This window comes from Leucobacter albus (assembly GCF_039528015.1).
Lineage (GTDB): Bacteria > Actinomycetota > Actinomycetes > Actinomycetales > Microbacteriaceae > Leucobacter > Leucobacter albus.
On the sequence record NZ_BAAAKZ010000009.1, the window covers coordinates 18,869 to 37,250 of the forward strand.

Sequence of the window (18,382 nt, forward strand, 5' to 3'; positions counted from 1 at the left end):
CAGCGCCCGGGTGGGGTGGGTGTTTGGGGTGTGGAGAGGTGCTACGGAGGCGCGAGGGAGGGGCAGCGGGATACCTACCGCCCCTCCCACGCGCTGTGCCCGTTTAAGCGAGCGTGCGCTTGACAGCGGCCACGATGTCGCCCTTCGACGGAATCACGGCCTCCTCAAGCGGCTGGGAATACGGAATCGGCACCCGGGCCCCACCGATGCGCACGGGGGCCGCATCGAGCTTGTCCCAGGCCGCCTCGACGGTCTGCGCGACGAACTCGGCACCCCAGCCGTAGTCGCGCACGGCCTCGTGGCCAACGACGAGGTGGCGCGTCTTGCCGATCGACTTGTACACGGCGTCCATGTCGAACGGGAAGAGCGTGCGGGGGTCGATGATCTCGACCTCGATGCCCTCTGCCGCGAGCTCCTCGGCTGCCGCCATCGCGTACGCGAGAATCTGCTGCGTCGCGACAATGGTTGCGTCGGTGCCGACCCGGGCGATGCGTGCCTCGCCGAACGGGATCGGCTGGAAGTCGACTGGCCCGCGATCGTAGTACTGGTTCTTGTGCTCCAGGAAGATCGTCGGGTTGTCGCTTGCTGCCGCGGTGCGCAGCAGGCCATACGCGTCTCCGGGGGTGCCGGGGAGCACGACCTCGAGGCCGGGAATGTGGGCGAACAGCGTCTCGAGCGACTGCGAGTGCTGCGCGGCCTTGCCGATGCCCGAGCCGCCGTTCGAGCGAATCACGAGCGGGGTGTCGAACTGCCCACCAAACATGTACCGCGCCTTGGCGGCCTGGTTGATGATGCCGTCGAACCCGAGGAACGAGAAGTCGGAGTACATGATCTCCAAGATCGGGCGGGTGCCGCGCGCGGCCGCTGCCGAGACGGCGGCCAGGAGCACTTCTTCGCTGATGGGAGTATCCATCACGCGCTCCTTCCCGAACTTCTTCAGCAGGCCACGCGTCACACCGTAGGTGCCACCGCCCGTGCCCCAGGTCGTGATGTCTTCACCCAGCACGAATGCCTCGGGGTGATCTTCGAGAATCTGGTGCATGGCGCCGTTCAGTGCACGCCAGGTCACCATCTCTTTCGTTGCCGCGTTCATGCGCTCGCTCCCTTCGCGTACACATCGGTGAAGGCCTCGCTGACATCGGGGAACGGCGAGTTGCGCGCGAACTGCTCCGCTGCCTCGACCTCCTCGAAGATCTGTGCCATCTTGGCATCCCACTCGGCCTGTGTGATGACGCCCTCATCGATGAGCTGCGCGAGCAGCGAATCGATCGGATCGTTTGCCTTCGCTGCCTCGACCTCGTCAGCACTGCGGTAGATCTCGGTGTCTCCGGCCATGTGCCCGAGGTAGCGGTAGGTGTCGAGCACGAGCAGCGTCGGCCCCTCCCCCGCCCGCGCGCGAGCGACCGCCGCACTTGCGAGCTCGTAGACCTCCCGCAGGTTCATGCCGTCGCCGTTAAACGAGGGCACCCCGTACGCCTCGCCGCGCTTGGAAAGGTCGGGCTGCGCGACCATGTCGTCGATCGACGCCGACTGCGCATAGTGGTTGTTCTCGAGCACGAACAGCACCGGCAGCTTCCAGATCGCCGCGAGGTTGAACGCCTCAGCGAGCACGCCCTGGTTCGATGCCCCGTCGCCGAAGTACGACACGGCTACGGTGTCTTCACCCTTGGTCTTCGAGGCGAGCGCGGCTCCGGTTGCAATGCCGATGCCTGCACCAACGATGCCGTTCGTGCCGAGCACGCCCAGCTCCTTGACGCCAATGTGCATCGAGCCGCCCTTGCCGCCGCAGTAGCCGTCGGCCCGGCCGAGAATCTCGGCCATCGTGCGGCCGAAGTCTGCGCCCTTTGCGAGGGTGTGTGCGTGGCCGCGGTGCGTGCTCGCAATCGCGTCGTCGTCGCGCAGGGCGAGCGAAACGCCAACGGCGACCGCTTCCATTCCGAGCGACGGGTGGGTTGAGCCGCGAATCAGCCCCTCTTCTGAGAGCAGCGGCATGCGGCGCTCGAACTCGCGAATCTTCGCCATGAGTTCGAGCCCGGCGAGGCCGTGCTCTGCTGTCTGGTAGTCAGTCATTGCACTCCCTAGTCGATCGTGGCGATGGTTTCGTCAAGCGAAACCAGATCGCCCTCTTCCTTCTTCAGCGAGATCACGCCGGCAGCCGGGGCGACGAGCTCGCTCACGAGCTTCGAGGTCTCGATCGACGCGATGGCCTGGCCCTCGGCGACGGTGTCGCCGTCTGCCACGAGCCATTCGCCCAGATCGGCCTCTTCCTCTTCGCCGAGCAGATCCTGAGTGAGGTTGACGTCCATGTGTGTTCTCCTTAAACGGTGGTGGGTGGGTTAGTCGACAACGATGACGGGCGCCACGAGGCGCTGCACCGTGAGTTCAAATGTGGCGGCGACGAGGTTCTCCCCCGGCACCAGCTCGCCGGCGCGGATCTCGCCGTGGCGATCGACGAGCGTGCAGCTCAGCCGTGTCGTCAGCTCGCCGTCAACGGTGCGCACGTCTCCGACGAGCGCAATGACCTCGGTCGCCGGCCCGTCGACGACGGTGTGCTCGCCGCTCGCGCGATCAACAAAGGTCGCGCCGACGAAACTGCCGAGGCCGGCGCGCACCGAGGCCCGCTCGAACCCGGCCTCGCGGCACACGCGCAGGAGCGCCTCGGTGATGTCAACGTTGGGCAGCACTCGGGCGACGATGGTGTCGCTTGGGTGCCCCTCGGCAGTGGCTGCGTGCATGAGATCGCTCCGCTCTGGTCGGGTGGCTGGCTGCTCGGGGGTGAACACCGGCATCTTGGTTTCTGGGTCGGTCGTGCTCTGCCACTGCGCGCCGAAGACGGCTGTCACGATGGCGACGGGGGGCGTGGTGTCGCCCTCGGTCTCGAGCCACACGTGCCCGCCCTCGAGCGCTCCGCTCGGGGCCTGCCAGAAGCAGTGGCTGTGCATGTAGGGCGCATCGTCGCGCACGCCGAGCGTGACGGAGCCATAGATGAGGTGGGCGCGATCGTGGCCGCGGGTCTCGGAGAAGCTCAGCGCCTTCTCCGCGGTCGCAACGTCGGGAATGCAGTAGCTGAGCGGGGCATAGTTGCCGCCGTGGATCTCTGCGAAGCCGCTGTCGGCGCCGAGGGAGGCGAGGGTCTCGTGCAGCTGGTCGATGACCGGCTGGCCGCCGCTGAGCTCGCGGACTGCCCGTTTCGTGTGAACGGGCCTGGCGATAATTCTGGGTTCGGTCTTGGGACCTGGATGCACCAAAGGCAGCATCGTGTCCTCCTTTCAGCTTGTGACCGTGGAGTGCGTGCGGTTGCACGTGGTGCCCCTGGTGTGGGGCGGGTGTGGCGCGCTCCGGGGTAAGGAACGCGCCACGGGTGTGGCGGGTGTGCGGGAGCTATCCGATAGCGGTGCCTCCGCAGACCTTCAGCGTCTCGCCAGTAATGTAGGTCGCCCCTGGCGACGCGAGGAAGGCGACGGCCTCGGCGATGTCGGAGGGCTGCCCGATCCGCTTGATGGGTTGCGCGTCGACCGGGTACGGAACCCCCGCCGTCATGGGCGTCTCAACGGGCCCGGGGGCAACGGTGTTGCAGGTCACGCCGAGCGGCCCGACCTCCTTCGCAACCCACTTTGTGAACGCGATCACGCCACCCTTCGACGCGGCGTACGCCGGCCCGGTGCGGGCGGCGCCGTCGCCACCGGAGTTTGCGCCACCGATGATGCCCGAGATCGAGCTCACGTTGACGATTGCCCCGGATCCCGCGTCACGCATGTGCGGGTACACAGCGGCCTGCGTCATCAGGAAGGTCCCCTTGAGGTTCGTCTCAAGGTCGCGATCCCAGATCTCGTCGGTCATGTCTTCGAGGCTCAACCGCCCCGCGGTGCCCGCGTTGTTCACGAGCACGTCGAGCGAGCCCCAGTCGGCCACGAGCGTGTCGAGGCACGAGCGCACCGCGGCACGATCGCGAATGTCGACGACCTCGCTGCGGGCGCGCACCGCACCACCCGTGCGCTCGGCGATCGCCGCGACCGTGGCCGCGCCGTCGGTGACATCGACGATGAGCACATCAGAGCCGCGCGCCGCGAGCTCGATCGCGATCGCCGCGCCGATCCCACCGGCGGCGCCAGTAACGACACTCACCTTGCCTGAGAAATCCTGTGACATTGTGTGTTCCCCCTTCGTTGGGCTACAGCCCGAGCAAATCCGGCAGCCAGTTGCTCAGCGCCGGGATGAACGTCACGAGCATGAGCACCGCGATACCAGAGACCACGAACGGCACGACGCCCTTCACAGCCTCACCGAACGGAATCTTCGCGATGCTCGCGGCGACAAATAGGTCGATGCCGACGGGCGGCGTGATCAACCCGATTGCGAGGTTCATCGTCATCATCACGCCGATTGTCGTGAGGTTCATGCCGAGCTCGAGCAGCACCGGCACAAACAGCGGAATGAACAGGTAGAAAGCCGAGATTGCGTCGAGGAACATGCCGGCGATCAGCAGCGCGAGGTTAATGATGAGCACCAGCAGCACCATGCTGTCGGTGAGGCTCAGCATCCAGTCTGCGACGTGCTTCGCGATCTGGTTGCGCGTAATCACGTAGGCGAACAGCGTTGCCGAGGCGATGATCAGCATGATGCGACCCGACATGATGCCGGCCGAGGTGAAAATCTTGAAGACGTCGGCAAGTTTCAGCTCGCGCGTGAAGACCAGCCCCACGACAAGCGCGTACACCGACGCCACCGCTGCCGACTCTGTCGGCGTGAAGATGCCGCCGTAGATTCCACCAAGAATGATCACGGGAACCAGCAGGCCCGGCACGGCACGCATAAACGCCTTGAACACCACTCCAGCTGGCGCGCGCGAGGCGCGCATACCGATTCCGCCGCCCGAACTCGCGTTCGCGGGCGTAACGTCATCGATTGTCAGTAGGCCGGTGTTGTCTGCCGTCTTAGCAACGTCGCCGGTCGCGGTGACAGTCATATCGCGCGAGCGCGGGTTTTTGCCCATCGCCTGGCTGAGGTGAGTGGCAGCGTTCGACTTCGCGAGCTCCATATCGCGCGGCAGGAAGCGCGCGATGAGGTACAGCACCAAGACAAGAATGAGGCCGGGAACGACGCCCGCCATGAAGAGCCGCCCGATGGTGACACGGTCGACGCCAGGGCCGGCGTAGTCGGCGGCAACGACGGCGAACACGATGTAGGCGATGCTCGGCGGCAGAATGATGCCGAGCTCACCCGAGGTCGCCACGAGCGAGGCGGCGTGCCGCTTGCTGTAGCCGTGCTTGGCGAGCGCGGGAATGAGGATGCCGCCAATCGCGGCGACGGTCGCCGGGCCCGAGCCGGAGATCGAGGAGAACAGCAGGGCGGTGAGGATCGCGGTCAGTGCGATGCCGTTCTTCATATGCCCGAAGCAGGCATCGGCAAACTCGACGAGCCTTCGAGAGATACCCGTGAGTTCCATGATCACGCCGGCAAGAATAAAGAACGGGATCGCGAGCAGCGTCTCGGAAGAGAGGCCAGCGTAGAGAATCACCGATGCCGGCGCGAGCGCCTTCAGGCCTCCCGTGAACACGATCGTTGCGAACGCAGACAGGCCCATCGACATGGAGACCGGAACGCCGATAAACAGGCACACAAGGAAGGTGCCGAACAGTACGAGTTCAATCATGGTCGCCCGCCCTCCTTCGTGGGTGTCGTCGTGTCGGTGTTCGTTGCGAGCGCCGCGTTCTCGAGCGCTGCGGTTTCGGCCTGAACGGCCTCGGCGACCTCGAGTGCTTCGGCTTCTTCGCCCTTGAAGGCTTCGCCGCCTCGCAGCTCGATCACCGCGACCTGGATAGAGCGGATCGCGCCGAGCAGGGCGCCAAACGGCAGGCACATCGAGAGGATCCACTGCGGAATCTGGAGCGCCGGCGTGAGGCGGCCCGATTCGAACTGCTTCATCGCGCTCTCGAACCCGAGCCACATGAGCACGAGGAAGAACACAAGCATGCCAAGGCACACGAGGGCGACAACGATTTTGTGGAGGGCTCCGCGACTTGAATCGCGGAGCAGGCTGAAGCTGGGGTGGGTGCCCAACCGCGTTGCGGCGGCGGCACCGACCATCGTCAGCAGCACAGCGAGGTTAATGAGCAGCTCGCTGGTGAACGAAAAAGAGGCGTGGAAAACATAGCGTGCGATCACGTTGGCAAAGGCCAGCAGCGTGATGAACAGGAAGGTGATCGCGATGATCGTGTTTTCGAGCCTGCGCAGAATGAGATCAAACATAGGTGATCCGATCAGCTGTGGGGCGGCCGTGCGGCCGCCCCACAGACAGAACTACTTCGGCTGTACTGCCTCAGCGACCTCTGGGGTCCACTTGTCGGCGTAGGCGTCATACACGGGCTGGAGTGCTTCGCGGAAGACGGCCAGCTGCTCGGGGGTGAGCTCGGTGACGGTCATCTGCTCCTTCATCTCAGCGAGCTGCTCCGCCTCGCGGTCGCGGCTGAGCTTCACCTGGTATTCATTGGCCTCGGCTGCCGCCTCTTCGACGATCTTCTTGTCGGCGTCGCTCAGGCTCTCGAAGAGCTCAAGGTTCATGCCGAGAATCAGCGGGTCGTAGACGTAGTTCGAGACGGTGAGGTACTCCTGCACCTCCATGAGGCCGTTCGAGTAGATCACGTCGAACGGGTTCTCCTGGCCGTCGATGGTGCCGTTCTGCAGCGAGGTGAAGACCTCGGCGAAGTTCATCGTGACGGGGTCTGCGCCGAGCTCCTTGAAGATGTTCAGGAACAGCTCGGAGCCTGCGACGCGCAGCTTCAGGCCTTTGATGTCGCCCGGCTCGACGAGCTCGTGCTTGCTGTTCGTCATCTGGCGGAAGCCGCTCTCGCCGAAGCCGAGCATCTTGATGCCCATCTCGTCGGTGAGCTGCTCGTACGCCTCGATGCCGCCGTTCGCCATTGCGGCGTCGGCCTCGTCGTAGTCGGCGTACAGGAAGGGCGCGGTGATCGCCGAGAACCTGGGGTCGATGCCCGAGTAGATGATCGGCGAGTTGTACGAGAACGCCTTGTCGCCGTTGGCGAGCATCTCGACACCGGCTGCCGGGTCGCCGCCCGAGAGCTGCTCGTTCGCGAACAGGTTCAGCGCAATGCGACCGTCAGACTTTTCGTCGAGCAGCTCAGCAAACTTCTCGGCGCCTGCCCACCAGGCCGAGGCCTCCGAGACGGTGATGGTCATGTCCCAGTTGTAGCTTTCGCCTTCGCTGGCAGACCCGCCCGCGGGCGAACCGCTGCTCGAGCAACCGGTGAGTGCAAGTGCGGTGACAGCGAGTGCTGCCACGAGTGACGTCTTCTTCATTGCGATCTCCTCCTTGAGATTTCGTAGCTGGTTGGATTGTTGTTTCCGCCCAGGTGAGGCAAAGAGGCAACGGGATGTCCGCCCTCCGAACGCGTTCGCACGTCGAAATGTGTGGAGCGCTCGAATCATTATGCACGCTCTGGTAGAACCAGACAAGTCGACGCGGCGCGCACACGCGCAAACCATCGCAAATGCATCGGAAATTGCTCACCGGTCGCGGCCAAAAACCGCGGAATCTCGCCCTTCGAAGGCGAGACCAAAACGTGATGCCACCCGGTCGGCCGGGCTGCTTCCTCTCAATGCTGCCCTCACCAAGGCCATGCAGAGCCGGGAGCGCTACGCGCACCTGGAGGGCACCGGCACGGGGGCACCTGGAGAGCACCGGGCACCGGCATGGGGCACCAGGAGCGCTGCGGGCACCAGGAGCGCTGCGGGCACCAGGAGCACACCGGAGCGCGGCGGCGCGCCGCGGCGCAACGCGACTAGAGCATGAGCAGCACGAACGGAATCGTCACCACGGCGAGCACGCTCGTGACGAGGGTGGTCGCGCCGACGAGGCGCACGTCGCCGTCAAACTCGTAGACGATGATGCTCGCCGTCGACGAGACCGGCATCGCAGCCATGATCACGGCCGTGGCGATCCACTCCGGCGCGAGCTGCCCGCTGAGCGCCGTGGCGACCACGAGCGTCGCGAGCGGCAACACGGCGAGCTTCACCGCCGACGCCGCAGCGACGGCGGACACGGGAATGCTCCCCGAACGCATGCCAGCGAGCGCGGGTTTGATGCTCAGGCCAACGGCAAACATTGCGGCGGGCACCGCCGCCTGGCCGAGCATTGAGATGCTCGCGGTGACAACACCGGGCAGCTCGATGCCCCACAGCCCCACGACGATGCCCGCGACCACGCCGAGCACTACCGGGTTCAGCAGCAGCGCGCTCTTGGCGACGCGCCACATCAGGGCGGCCACGTCGGCGAGCGCGCCGGAGCGGTGTGACGCGCCGCCGCGAGCCCCAGCGCCGGGGCCGTCGGCGACCACGCTCACGGCTCCGCCGCCCCCGCCTACCCCGGCCGTCGCGTCGTCGAGCCCGCCACCGGTTCCCACGCCGGGTTCGCGGCGGCCGCCCCCGAGCGTGCGCAGCAGGGGGTAGGCGACCATGAACAGCATGTTGTGCAGCAGCTGGCCGAGCGCCGCCCCCAGGGCCGCCTCGGGCCCGACGACGCTCAGCACGATCGGCACCCCGAGGTAGCCGACGTTGCCGTAGGTCGCGGCAACCGCGAGCGGGCCGGGCACGAGCCCGGCCCGTGTGGAGCCGAGCACGCGCCGAAGCACAGTCGCGGCCAGGTGCACGAGGGCGAACACGAGCGCGGTGACGCCGAGCGACACCCACACGAACGCGCCGGGCACGCCATCACGAATCGGCGCAGACGTCACGGCAACGAACAGAAACGCCGGGAGCGAGAAGTAGAACACAAACGCGTTAACGCCGGCCTGAGCGCTCTGAAACCTCGGCGCAAACCCGGCGAGCATGCCCACCCCGAGCAGCATGAACATCGGCGCGATGATCGACAGCACGTGCAGCACTCGTGGTCTCCTTGGGCTCCGTTGCAGTGGGGCCACGTTGACCCGCGACCCTCCATCATGCCAGGATACCTCTGGTTCTACCAGACACAATCAATGAGGATGGCCACCGTGCAAACCACCACCGCCCCCGCTGCCGATGCCCACGAGGCGACCGCCCAGCTCCCCCACCACGGAACGACCGAGAAGGTGTCGCGCATCCGCGCGATTATCGCCAAGCGCATGGTCGAGTCCCTCGACACCTCGGCGCAGCTCACCGCCACCGTCGAGGTCGACCTCAGTGCAGTCTCGGCGATCCGCACCCGTGAAAAAGACGCGTTTCGCGAGCGCGAGGGCGCGGGCCTGAGCTATCTCCCGTTCATCGTGCGCGCCGCGATCGAGGGCCTCCAGTCGCACCCCAAGCTCAACGCAACCATCGATCTCGACGCCGGGCTCATCAGCTACCCAGACGGCGAGCACATCGGCATCGCCGTCGACACGCCTCGCGGGCTGCTCGTGCCCGTCATTCACGGCGCGGGCGCGATGGGCGTCGGCGAGCTCGCGAAGGCGGTCTCCACGGTCGCCTCGCAGTCGCAGGCCGGCAAGCTCACGGCGGCGGATCTGGCCGGCGGCACGTTCACCGTCACCAATTACGGCTCGCTCGGCACCCTCTGGGACACGCCGATCATCAACCAGCCGCAGGTCGCCATTCTCGGCACCGGCGCGCTCACCCGCCGGCCCGTTGCGGTGCGCGGCGCCGACGGCGCCGAAACCGTCGAGATTCGCGACATGATGTACCTCTCGCTGAGCTACGACCACCGGCTCGTCGACGGCGCCGATGCCGCACGCTTCCTCAGCCAGGTGAAGGCCCGCCTTGAGGCGGGAGAGTTCGAGATCTAGGCGTCAGGCCGGGCGTGGCCGAGGTCAGTGCCGATCGCGCTAGCGGGAGGTGCTAGCGGAAGGAGCCGCTTGGCCGCGCCCACTCCGCGATGCCCCGCAGCACCGATTCGGCGACGACCGCGCTCGAGGTGGGGTTTGCCTCTGCGACCGCATTTGTAAGCTCGAAGCGATATCGCCCGGCAGCGCCGTCGGCCTCGATCACATGGGTCGTGCGCTCGGCTGCCGGGTCGGCGACCAGGCGCACCCGAACGTCACCCCACAGCCCGGTGGCCTGAGCGAGCGCGCAGGCCACGTTGAGCGAGCCCGGAAACTGGGCGACGGCCTCTTCGACGCCGCCCTCAAAGAGGGTAAAGGCCTCGGTAGCGCGCCGCACCCTTGCGGCCTCGCCCGCTTGCATCCAGGGCTGCACGAGCGCGCCGGCCTGTTTCGTCGACGTGATGCTCGCGCGCGTGATGCCGCCGGGAATGCCCCCGGCGCGCGCCGCCGAGGCGAGCAGGTCAAGCCCGCCGATCGCGCCGCTGGCGAGCAGCAGCGCACCGGGCCCGCGCAGGAGCGCGGCGCGCACGTCGGTTTCGGCGAGGGCACCAACCGACACGGCAAAGAAGTCCCTGCCAGCCGCGACAACGACGGGCCCCGCGACGCGGGCGGCGGCAATGCCGGCGCACTCGACGACGAGGTCGCTCGCCGCGACGGCGCGCGCCAGGTCATCGCCAAAATCGGTGATCGCAGGAGCGCCCGCGCCGCAGCCCGAGCCGCCATCCGCGCTGGCACCGCCAGCGCCGGCATCACCGCTAGCCGCGATCTGCGCGAGCGCCTCCGCAAGCTGGCCCTCGCGCCGCGTGACCACGCCCGCAAGTGTGACGCCGGCGATCCGCCCGGCTGCGAGCTCCGCAACCACACGCGACCCGATCGCACCGGTGCCGATAACCGCCACCCGCAACGGTGCGGCGGCCGCGCGCCGCGCGCCGGGAATGAGCGACACGGCCCGCTGAATCTCGGCGTCGAGCCGGTGGGTGCCGGCGCCCCGCGTCGCCCAGCTCCAGATTGCGGCGCAGACCGCGGCGGCCTGAGCCGCGGCGAGGGTTTCTATCGCGAGGGCGTCGTCGCCGTGGGCGCCGCGCGCCCCGAGCTGATCGGCCAGCACGGCCGCGAGCCGCGCCTGCCGCAGCGCCCGCCCGGCGCCGAGCTCGGCACCGACTCCCATGGCCTCCGCGTTCGCGATGGCGAGCGCCAGCGTGTGCGGCGGGGCCGCACCAAGTGCCGCGGCGACTGCCTCAAGCGAAGCCTCCCCCACAGCCGAGCGATGAGCGAAGTCATCGAGGTGCTCGTCGAGCGCGTACCAAATCGTCGCGGCTTTGCCGTCGAAGTAATTGAAAAACGACGACCGGCTGACCCCCGCCCGCGAGGTGATGTCAGTGACGGCCGTCGCCTCGTAGCCCTGCTCCAAGAACAGCTCGCTCGCGGCATCAGCGAGGGTTTCTCGCGACGACGCTGGGGGCCTTCCGCGCGCTACCGATCTCATACCCCCAGCTTAACGTGGGCACCAGCGTGCGCCCCGGGTGCGCCGGAGCACCGGGGCGGCCCCCGGGTGCGCCCGAAGGTACACGGGGGTGCGGCGGAGTCGACACGTGCGCTAGACTCGATTGTTGCACCGAGTCCAAATAGGCCTCGCGGCGCGTCTGACCCAGCCGGTCTGCATGCCGGGAGGGGCCCATTCAAGCCCCGCCCCGCTGCATTTCCCGCGCGAACGCACACGCCCACCACAGCAAGGAGCCCACATGCGCACCCCCAGACTGCTCGCCCTGAGCGCCGTGACCCTCGCCGCAATCGCCCTCGCGGGCTGCGCGGCCCCCGGAGCGGGCGACGCCGAGCCGGCAACGCGGGCCGGCGGCACCCTCGTCTACGCCACAGGCGACGCCGAGCCCGCGTGCCTCGACCCGCACGTCGGCGGCAACTACCCCCAGGCCCTCATCAGCACCCAGTACATCGAGCCGCTTGTCGGCCGCGACGCGTCGGGCAAGATCACCCCGTGGCTCGCCACCGACTGGGCGATGAGCGAAGACGGCCTGACCTGGGATTTCACGCTCGCTGAGGGCGTCACCTTCACCGACGGAACGCCACTTGACGCCGCCGCGGTAAAAACCAACATCGAACACCTGCAAGACCCAGAGACGCAGTCGTCGACCGGCTTCATCGCGCTGCAGAAGGTGCAAGAGGTCGAGGTGGTGAGCGACTCGCACGCGAGGTTCCACCTCTCGGAGCCCGACTCGGCGCTGCTCGAGTCGCTGAGCCAGCAATGGACGGCGATCCAGTCGCCCGCCGGCATCGCTCGCGGCATGGAGGTGAACTGCCAGCTACCCATCGGCACCGGGCCGTTCATCGTCGAGGAGTGGGTGCCGCAAGACCATGTGACGCTCGTGCGCAACGAGAACTACCAGACCCCGGGCCCCGAGAACGACCACAGCGACGGCGACGATGGCGCCGGGGCCTACCTCGACGGCATCGAGTGGCGTTTCATTCCCGACGCGGCGACGCGGTTCGCCGCACTGCAGTCGGGCGAGGTGCACGTCATCGACAACCCGCTGCCCTCAGACATCACCGCGATCGCGCAGTCGAGCGACGGCGAGCACATCGACGCGCCGCGCCCCGGCTCGGTCAACCGCATCGAGCTCAATGCGGGCCAGGCGCCCTTCGACGACGCGCTCGTGCGCGAGGCCTTCATTCGCTCCGCAGACCCGGCCCCCGGCATCGAGACGCTCTTCCTCGGTACCGCAACGCGCGCCGTGTCGCCGCTCGCGAGCATCGAACCGCTCGCGACGGGCGACGCGGGTCTGCTGAAGACCGACCCGAAGCGCGCGGCCGCGCTGCTCGACGAGGCAGGCTGGAAGCCGGGCGCAGACGGCGTTCGCGAGAAAGACGGCGCGAGGCTGACCGTGCGCTTCCCCGTGAGCACGAACCAGTCAACCGCTGCCGAGCAGTCACTGTTCGAGCAGATCCAGGCAAACACCGCCGCCGTCGGCTTCGACGTGCAGCTCGAGCCGGTCGACCTGAGCACCTGGCACAAGCGCCTCGGCGCCCACGAATACGAGGCCGTGAGCGCGCCGTACACGAAGGTCGGCCCCGACGTGCTGCGCATTCTCTACCACTCAGACGGCATGACCCCCGCACCGTCTGGCTACTTCGCGAACCACGCTCAGCTGTCAGACCCCGAGCTCGACGCCACCCTCGAGCAGGCGGCGCAAACCGCCAACGAGGGCGAGCGCGCAACGCTCTACGCCGACGCGCAGCAGCGCATTCTCGAGAGCTTCACCGTGCTCCCGCTCTACGACCAGCAGAACCACTTCCTCGCGCGCGGCGTGACCGGCGTCACCACGCTCGGCACGGTCGCAACGCCGACGTTTGTGAACGCAAAGCTCCAGGCGTAGGTCGCGGGTGGCCAGGCTCTCACGCGTCGCCGTCGCCGTGCTGAAAAAGCTCGGCGCGGCGGCGCTCGTCGTGTGGATCACCGCCACGGTGGTGTTTCTCGCGTTACGCGCCTCTGGCGATCCGCTCGAGGCAATTCTCGGCGGCCCCGGGTCGCAGGCTGGCCCAGAAACCGCCGCGCAGGCGACCGCGGCGTACGGGCTCGATCAGCCGGTGTTCGTGCAGTACCTGCAGCAGCTCTGGCGCATCGCGACGCTGCAGTTCGGCGACTCCTACGCCCGCAAGCAGCCCGTGTCTGAGCTGCTCGCCGCGAACGTTCCGCCGACCCTCGCGCTCGCAACCCTCGCGTTCGCGCTCGCCTGGGCGCTCGCGCTCGCCGGCACGCTGCTCGCGGCGAACGCACGCGGCCGGGCCGGCGCCGTCGCGCGGGCCCTGCTCACCGCCGTCGAAACGGTTGCGAGCGTCGTGCCCCAGTTCTTCCTCGGCGCCGTGCTGATCCTCGTGTTCGCGACCGGGCTGCGCTGGTTCCCAGCGACGGGCGCCGCGGCGGGCGGCCTCCCCGCGCTCGTGCTCCCGGTGATCACGCTCGCGGTGCCGGTCGCAGGGTACCTCGCGCACGTGCTTCACGGGCCGCTCACCGAGGCGGATCGCTCCCCCTTTGCAACCACCGCCCGCGCACGCGGCGCGAACGAGTCACGCGTGCTCGCTCGCCACACGCTCAGGCACGCGGCGCTCCCGGCGATCGCGCTGTCTGGCTGGGCCTACGGTTCGCTCCTGTCTGGCGCGGTCGTCGTCGAGGTGCTCTTCGCCAGGCAGGGGCTCGGGCGACTGCTACTCGAGGCCGCGACGGTGCGCGATGTGCCCGTCGTCATCGGCGCCGTGGTAGTCGTGGCGCTGCTCTACGTGCTCGTGATGATCGTCTCCGAGATCGTCGAAACCCTCGTCGACCCGCGCGGCGGGCGCGCTGCAGCCGCACGGGCGGGCGGGGTCGGGGGCGACCGCAGCGGCGGACCGAGCCGGAGCGGCGGATCGGGCCGGAGCGGCGGGGGCGGTGCGCCCGGCAGCAGTGCCACGCGCACCACCGCGGGCAGCGAGATGATCGCGTGATGCTGCGCTGGCTCTCCCCCGCGCTTGCCGCGGCAACGCTCTGCCTCGTCGCGCTAGCGGCGCTCGCCCCGGCCATACTCGCCCCGCAAGACCCGCTCGCGATCGCGCCTGCCGCCGCGTTTCAACCCCCCTCGCTCGCGCACCCCTTCGGCACCGACGAGTCGGGCCGCGATCTGCTCGCGCGGGTCGTGCACGGCACCGCGGCCTCGGTGGGCATCGGAGTCGCCGCGACCGCGATCGGCGTGGTCATCGGCGGCGCGCTCGGGTTCGTCGCGGCGCTCGGCCCGCGGTTCGTTGACCGCGCGCTCGCACGGCTGTTCGAGGTGCTGTTCGCGCTGCCGACGCTCGTCGTCGCGCTGCTGTTTGTCGCGGTGTGGGGCGGCGGGGCATGGTCTGCGACGCTCGCGATCGGGCTCGCGACCATTCCCGGGTACGCCCGCATGATCCGCGCGAGGGTGCGCGGCATCGCCGCGAGCGGGTACGTCGAATGGGCGAGGCTCGACGGGGCGCCACGGCTCACCCTATTCGCCAGGCACATCGCTCCGAACTCACTCTGGCCGCTCGTGTCTGCCGCGACGCTCGGCGTCGGCCAGTCGATCGTGTGGGTCGCGGCGCTCGGGTTTCTCGGCCTCGGCACCGAGCCGCCCGCGCCAGAGTGGGGCGCCATGCTCGACGCAGGCCGCGTCTACCTCGGCCACGCGTGGTGGATGACGGTGTTCCCCGGGCTCGCGATCGTCGCGACCGCGACAGCGCTCACAGTTGCCGGTCGCCGGCTCGCCGCAGGAGGTGCAGAGTGATGACCAGGAGTTCAGGGCCAGAACGAGACGTTGCGGGTGATGCCGAGGCCGGTGCGGCAGTTGGCGCAGCGGCCGGAGTTTCGGTTGTCGCGACGGCCGGCGCCGCTCGGGCATCGGCCGGCGCCGCTCGCGTGCCCGCGCTCGATGTCGCTGGCCTCACGGTCACGCGCCCCGTCACGCGCACCGCCGCCCGCCGTGCCCGCCGCGCACCTGGCGAGGCGCGGGTCGGCCCCCACGTCACGGTGCTCGACGAGGTCTCGCTCGCGGTGGCCCCCGGCGAGTGCCTCGCGATCGTCGGATCCTCAGGCGCGGGAAAATCCGTGCTCGCCCGCTCGCTCCTCGGTCTCGCCGACCCCTCCGGGAATGCGGCCTGGCGCTCGAGCGCAGCGCGCTTCGTCGTTGACGGCCGAGACATGCGGCGGGCGACGGCCCGTCAGTGGCGGGAGCTGCGTGGCACCGGTATCGCCCTGGTGTTGCAGGATGCGCTGCAGTCGCTCGACCCGCTGCGCACGATCGAGGCCGAGGTCTCAGAGGCACTCGCGCTGCGAGGGGTGCCTCGGCGCGCCCGCCGCTCGGCTGCCCTCGCGGCCCTTGCAGCGGCCGGCCTTTCCGACCCCGAGTCGTTGCTGCCGCTGCGCGCGACGGCGCTCTCGGGCGGCATGCGACAGCGCGCGCTCATCGCTTCGGCGCTTGTTGGCGAGCCACGGGTGCTCGTCGCCGACGAGCCGACAACCGCGCTCGACCCGGCGACCGCCCGCCAGGTGCTCGCCGAGTTCGGGCGGCTGCGCGACGAGGGGGTTGCGCTCGTCATCGTGAGCCACGACCTCGGTGCGGTCGCGCAGAGCGCCGACACCATCGCGGTGCTTGATCGAGGGCGGATCGTGGAAGCAGGCCCGGCCGCCGCGTTGCTTGCGGCACCGGTTGAGCCCGCGACCCGGGCGCTCGTCGCAGCGATGCCGGTCGGGCTCGGTGGGGCTCACCAGGCAGCCGAGCGGCTGGCGCTCGTCGCGGGTGGTGCGGTGCCGGCTGGCGGCGCAGACCCGATCCTGTCCCTGCACAGCGTGACCCGCAGCTTCGGCGAGCGCGGCGGCACCTTCACCGGTGTTCGCGGGGTAGACCTCAAGCTGCGGCGCGGCGAGATCGTCGGGGTCGCCGGCGAGTCGGGGGCGGGAAAGACCACGCTTGCCAGGCTGCTGTCGGGGGCGGATCGGCCAGACTCTGGCACGATCACGAGCGCGCAGGGGGCTAGGGTGCGGCTCATTCCGCAAGATCCGCTCGCGACCTTCGACCCGCGCTGGCGCGTGCGCCGCATTCTCCAGGCGACACTCGACCGCGCGTACCCGCGGCGCGGTCGCGACGAACCGAAGCTCGCGGCGCCCGCGCTTCAGGCACAGTCGACCCCGCCCTCCCCGGAGGCGCTGCTGCGCAGGGTGGGGCTCGACCCCGCGCTGCTCTCGCGCCGCCCCCCGACCCTCTCTGGCGGGGAGCGGCAGCGGGTCGCTATTGCCCGCGCCCTCGCAGCACGCCCCGATGTGCTCGTGTGTGACGAGGCCGTCTCTGCGCTCGACACGGTCACCCAGGCGGGGGTCTTGGAGCTGCTGCGGTCGCTGCGCGAGGAGCTCGCGGTCGTGTTCATCTCGCACGACCTCGCCGCGCTAACCTCAGTGAGCGACCGCGTCGTGGTGCTGCGCGCGGGGCAGGCCGTGTCGCCCGCCGAGGCCACCGCGTTTCTCGCGGCGGCGCTGTGACACCGCCCGCTTCGGGCCAGGGATGCAATAGCTATGGGTGCTGCAATCACAGGGCCGCAACCGGCCCCGTTCGACCCTGTGATTGCAGATCGCCTATCGTGGGCAGCCGCCGCCCGGGCCGGCGCGCTCTACACTGAACAGCGAACACTCACCGGCACGAAGGAGGCACGGATGGCTCACAGCACCCTGCAACAGTGGGCGACGGCCCGCGCCGACGAGCTCCCTGGGGCGGTACCCGAGCAGCCGTTTGGCCCCGACCACTGGGTGTACAAGGTGCGCGGCAAGATGTTTCTGCTGCTCTCTGACGCGACGGGCGAGCCGTTCGTCACGGTGAAGGCGCGGCCGGCCGACGCGACAACGCTCCGCGAGGCCTTCGACGAGATCATCCCCGGCTACCACATGAACAAGCGGCACTGGGTCAGCCTGCGCTCTGGCGGGTCGCTCGAGGAGCCGCTCGTGCGCGACCTCGTCACCGAGTCGTACCTGCTCGTCGTGGAGTCACTCCCCCGCGTTCAGCGCCCCGTCGACCCCGCGACATTTGGGCAAGCCCCGGCCTGAGCGACCCCGGCCTGAGCGACCCCGGCCTGAGCGACCCCGCGGCCTGAACCTTCGCCCAACCGATACCCCCGGCCGCCCCGCCGCGTGCTCAGCCCGCGAGCGGCTCTCGCACGCGGTTTACCCAGGCGCGCGGTGAGACCCCCTCGCGCTGCGCAAAGACTCGCGAGAACGAGCTGCCCGAATACCCGAGCTCGGCGGCGATCTGCGACACAGGCAGCTGATCGCGCAGCATCTGTTTCCCCACGGTGAGCCGCCAAGAGGTGAGATAGTCGTGCGGGGTCGCCCCGACGAGCTCGTGAAACCTGGCAGCGAAGGCGCTGCGCGACATGTGCGCCGTCTTCGCGAGTGTCTCCAGCGTCCACGCCGAGCCGGGGGCCTCGTGCATCGCGGCGAGAGCCGCTGCGATGTGCGGGTCGGCGAGCCCGCCGAACATGCCGGCCGGCACCCCGTATTGCCCTGGGCGGTCGAGCAGGTGGCGCAGCAGTTTCAGCAGCACGACCTCGAACAGGCGATCGACGATGTGCCGGTGCCCGCAACTGATCGCGTCGATCTCACTCGCCAGCAGGTCGAGGGTGGCTTCGAGGCCGCCGACCTCGCTGATCGGCACGGTCAGCACCTCGGGCAACGCGGCCACCAGGGGGTGGGAGTTGCCGCCGTGGAAGTCGAGGGTGGCGCAGGCGAGTTCGACGCCCTCGGCCGCGACGGGCATGAACGCGTGCTCGTGCGGGCGGGGGTACAGCAAGATCATGGGTTCGGTCACCAGCTTGCCCTCGCGAGCCGCGCCGTCGCGCACCGTCATCTGGCCCGCACGAAGAATGTGCAGAAACCCGCGCCCCGCTTCGGCCGGAAACTGCCGCGTGTGGCAGAGGTTTCCGTCGTAGAACTGCTGCGCCTGCACCGCGAACCTGCGCAGCAGCGCGTCGAGTCTATCGATCGGTTCCATGACACCACCCTAGCTGATTTGACAAGTTTT

17 protein-coding genes are annotated in these 18,382 nt (G+C 68.8%); 6 read left to right on the plus strand and 11 right to left on the minus strand.

The window, feature by feature from the left end; genetic code table 11:
* Positions 1–103: 103 nt before the first annotated feature.
* From ABD115_RS10585 to ABD115_RS10625, 9 genes are all read right to left on the minus strand, one after another.
* Entirely contained in the window at positions 104–1,093 is a 990-nt protein-coding gene (locus tag ABD115_RS10585) for an alpha-ketoacid dehydrogenase subunit beta (RefSeq protein ID WP_343960708.1), read from the minus strand.
* Positions 1,090–2,070 carry a thiamine pyrophosphate-dependent dehydrogenase E1 component subunit alpha gene (locus ABD115_RS10590; RefSeq protein WP_343960709.1) on the minus strand — a complete coding sequence of 327 codons (981 nt, stop codon included), beginning with the start codon at positions 2,068–2,070 and terminating at the stop codon, positions 1,090–1,092. Before ABD115_RS10590 ends, ABD115_RS10585 begins: the two co-directional genes overlap by 4 nt.
* An 8-nt stretch (positions 2,071–2,078) precedes the next feature.
* Entirely contained in the window at positions 2,079–2,306 is a 228-nt protein-coding gene (locus ABD115_RS10595; RefSeq protein WP_343960710.1) for a biotin/lipoyl-containing protein, read from the minus strand.
* Positions 2,307–2,336: 30 nt separating this feature from the next.
* Positions 2,337–3,257, minus strand: coding sequence for a PCC domain-containing protein (locus tag ABD115_RS10600; protein WP_343960711.1), 921 nt, complete (start codon positions 3,255–3,257; stop codon positions 2,337–2,339).
* Positions 3,258–3,381: 124 nt separating this feature from the next.
* On the minus strand, positions 3,382–4,149 hold the full coding sequence (locus ABD115_RS10605; RefSeq protein WP_343960713.1) for an SDR family NAD(P)-dependent oxidoreductase: 768 nt from the start codon (positions 4,147–4,149) through the stop codon (positions 3,382–3,384).
* Positions 4,150–4,171: 22 nt separating this feature from the next.
* Complete coding sequence (locus tag ABD115_RS10610; RefSeq protein WP_343960715.1) at positions 4,172–5,653, minus strand: TRAP transporter large permease; 1,482 nt, start codon at positions 5,651–5,653, stop codon at positions 4,172–4,174.
* The gene (locus ABD115_RS10615; protein ID WP_343960716.1) at positions 5,650–6,249 is read right to left on the minus strand and encodes a TRAP transporter small permease; all 600 of its coding nucleotides are present in this window, start codon (positions 6,247–6,249) and stop codon (positions 5,650–5,652) included. Before ABD115_RS10615 ends, ABD115_RS10610 begins: the two co-directional genes overlap by 4 nt.
* 51 nt (positions 6,250–6,300) lie before the next feature.
* The gene (locus ABD115_RS10620; RefSeq protein ID WP_343960717.1) at positions 6,301–7,317 is read right to left on the minus strand and encodes a DctP family TRAP transporter solute-binding subunit; all 1,017 of its coding nucleotides are present in this window, start codon (positions 7,315–7,317) and stop codon (positions 6,301–6,303) included.
* Between the two features lie 482 nt (positions 7,318–7,799).
* Positions 7,800–8,900, minus strand: coding sequence for an AEC family transporter (locus ABD115_RS10625; protein WP_343960718.1), 1,101 nt, complete (start codon positions 8,898–8,900; stop codon positions 7,800–7,802).
* 108 nt (positions 8,901–9,008) lie between these two features.
* Between ABD115_RS10625 and ABD115_RS10630 the strand changes: the two genes are divergently transcribed.
* Complete coding sequence (locus ABD115_RS10630; protein ID WP_343960719.1) at positions 9,009–9,776, plus strand: 2-oxo acid dehydrogenase subunit E2; 768 nt, start codon at positions 9,009–9,011, stop codon at positions 9,774–9,776.
* A 52-nt stretch (positions 9,777–9,828) separates the two neighbouring features.
* On the opposite strand, the gene ABD115_RS10635 is transcribed toward ABD115_RS10630, so the two are convergent.
* On the minus strand, positions 9,829–11,298 hold the full coding sequence (locus tag ABD115_RS10635) for an aspartate dehydrogenase domain-containing protein (protein ID WP_343960720.1): 1,470 nt from the start codon (positions 11,296–11,298) through the stop codon (positions 9,829–9,831).
* 256 nt (positions 11,299–11,554) lie between these two features.
* Here ABD115_RS10635 and ABD115_RS10640 point away from each other — a divergent pair, with 256 nt between their 5' ends.
* The 5 genes from ABD115_RS10640 (at position 11,555) to ABD115_RS10660 (ending at position 17,409) form a co-directional block, all read left to right on the plus strand.
* Positions 11,555–13,201, plus strand: coding sequence for an ABC transporter substrate-binding protein (locus ABD115_RS10640; RefSeq protein ID WP_343960721.1), 1,647 nt, complete (start codon positions 11,555–11,557; stop codon positions 13,199–13,201).
* A gap of 7 nt (positions 13,202–13,208) precedes the next feature.
* Entirely contained in the window at positions 13,209–14,306 is a 1,098-nt protein-coding gene (locus ABD115_RS10645; RefSeq protein WP_343960722.1) for an ABC transporter permease, read from the plus strand.
* Positions 14,306–15,103, plus strand: a complete 798-nt coding sequence (locus tag ABD115_RS10650; RefSeq protein ID WP_343960723.1) for an ABC transporter permease — start codon at positions 14,306–14,308, stop codon at positions 15,101–15,103. The genes ABD115_RS10645 and ABD115_RS10650 overlap by 1 nt, the downstream gene beginning before the upstream one ends.
* Positions 15,103–16,851, plus strand: coding sequence for an ABC transporter ATP-binding protein (locus tag ABD115_RS10655; protein ID WP_343960724.1), 1,749 nt, complete (start codon positions 15,103–15,105; stop codon positions 16,849–16,851). Before ABD115_RS10650 ends, ABD115_RS10655 begins: the two co-directional genes overlap by 1 nt.
* 171 nt (positions 16,852–17,022) lie before the next feature.
* Entirely contained in the window at positions 17,023–17,409 is a 387-nt protein-coding gene (locus tag ABD115_RS10660) for an MmcQ/YjbR family DNA-binding protein (RefSeq protein WP_343960725.1), read from the plus strand.
* An 88-nt stretch (positions 17,410–17,497) separates the two neighbouring features.
* Here ABD115_RS10660 and ABD115_RS10665 read toward each other — a convergent pair whose 3' ends face one another.
* The gene (locus ABD115_RS10665; RefSeq protein ID WP_343960727.1) at positions 17,498–18,352 is read right to left on the minus strand and encodes a helix-turn-helix transcriptional regulator; all 855 of its coding nucleotides are present in this window, start codon (positions 18,350–18,352) and stop codon (positions 17,498–17,500) included.
* Positions 18,353–18,382: the final 30 nt, after the last annotated feature.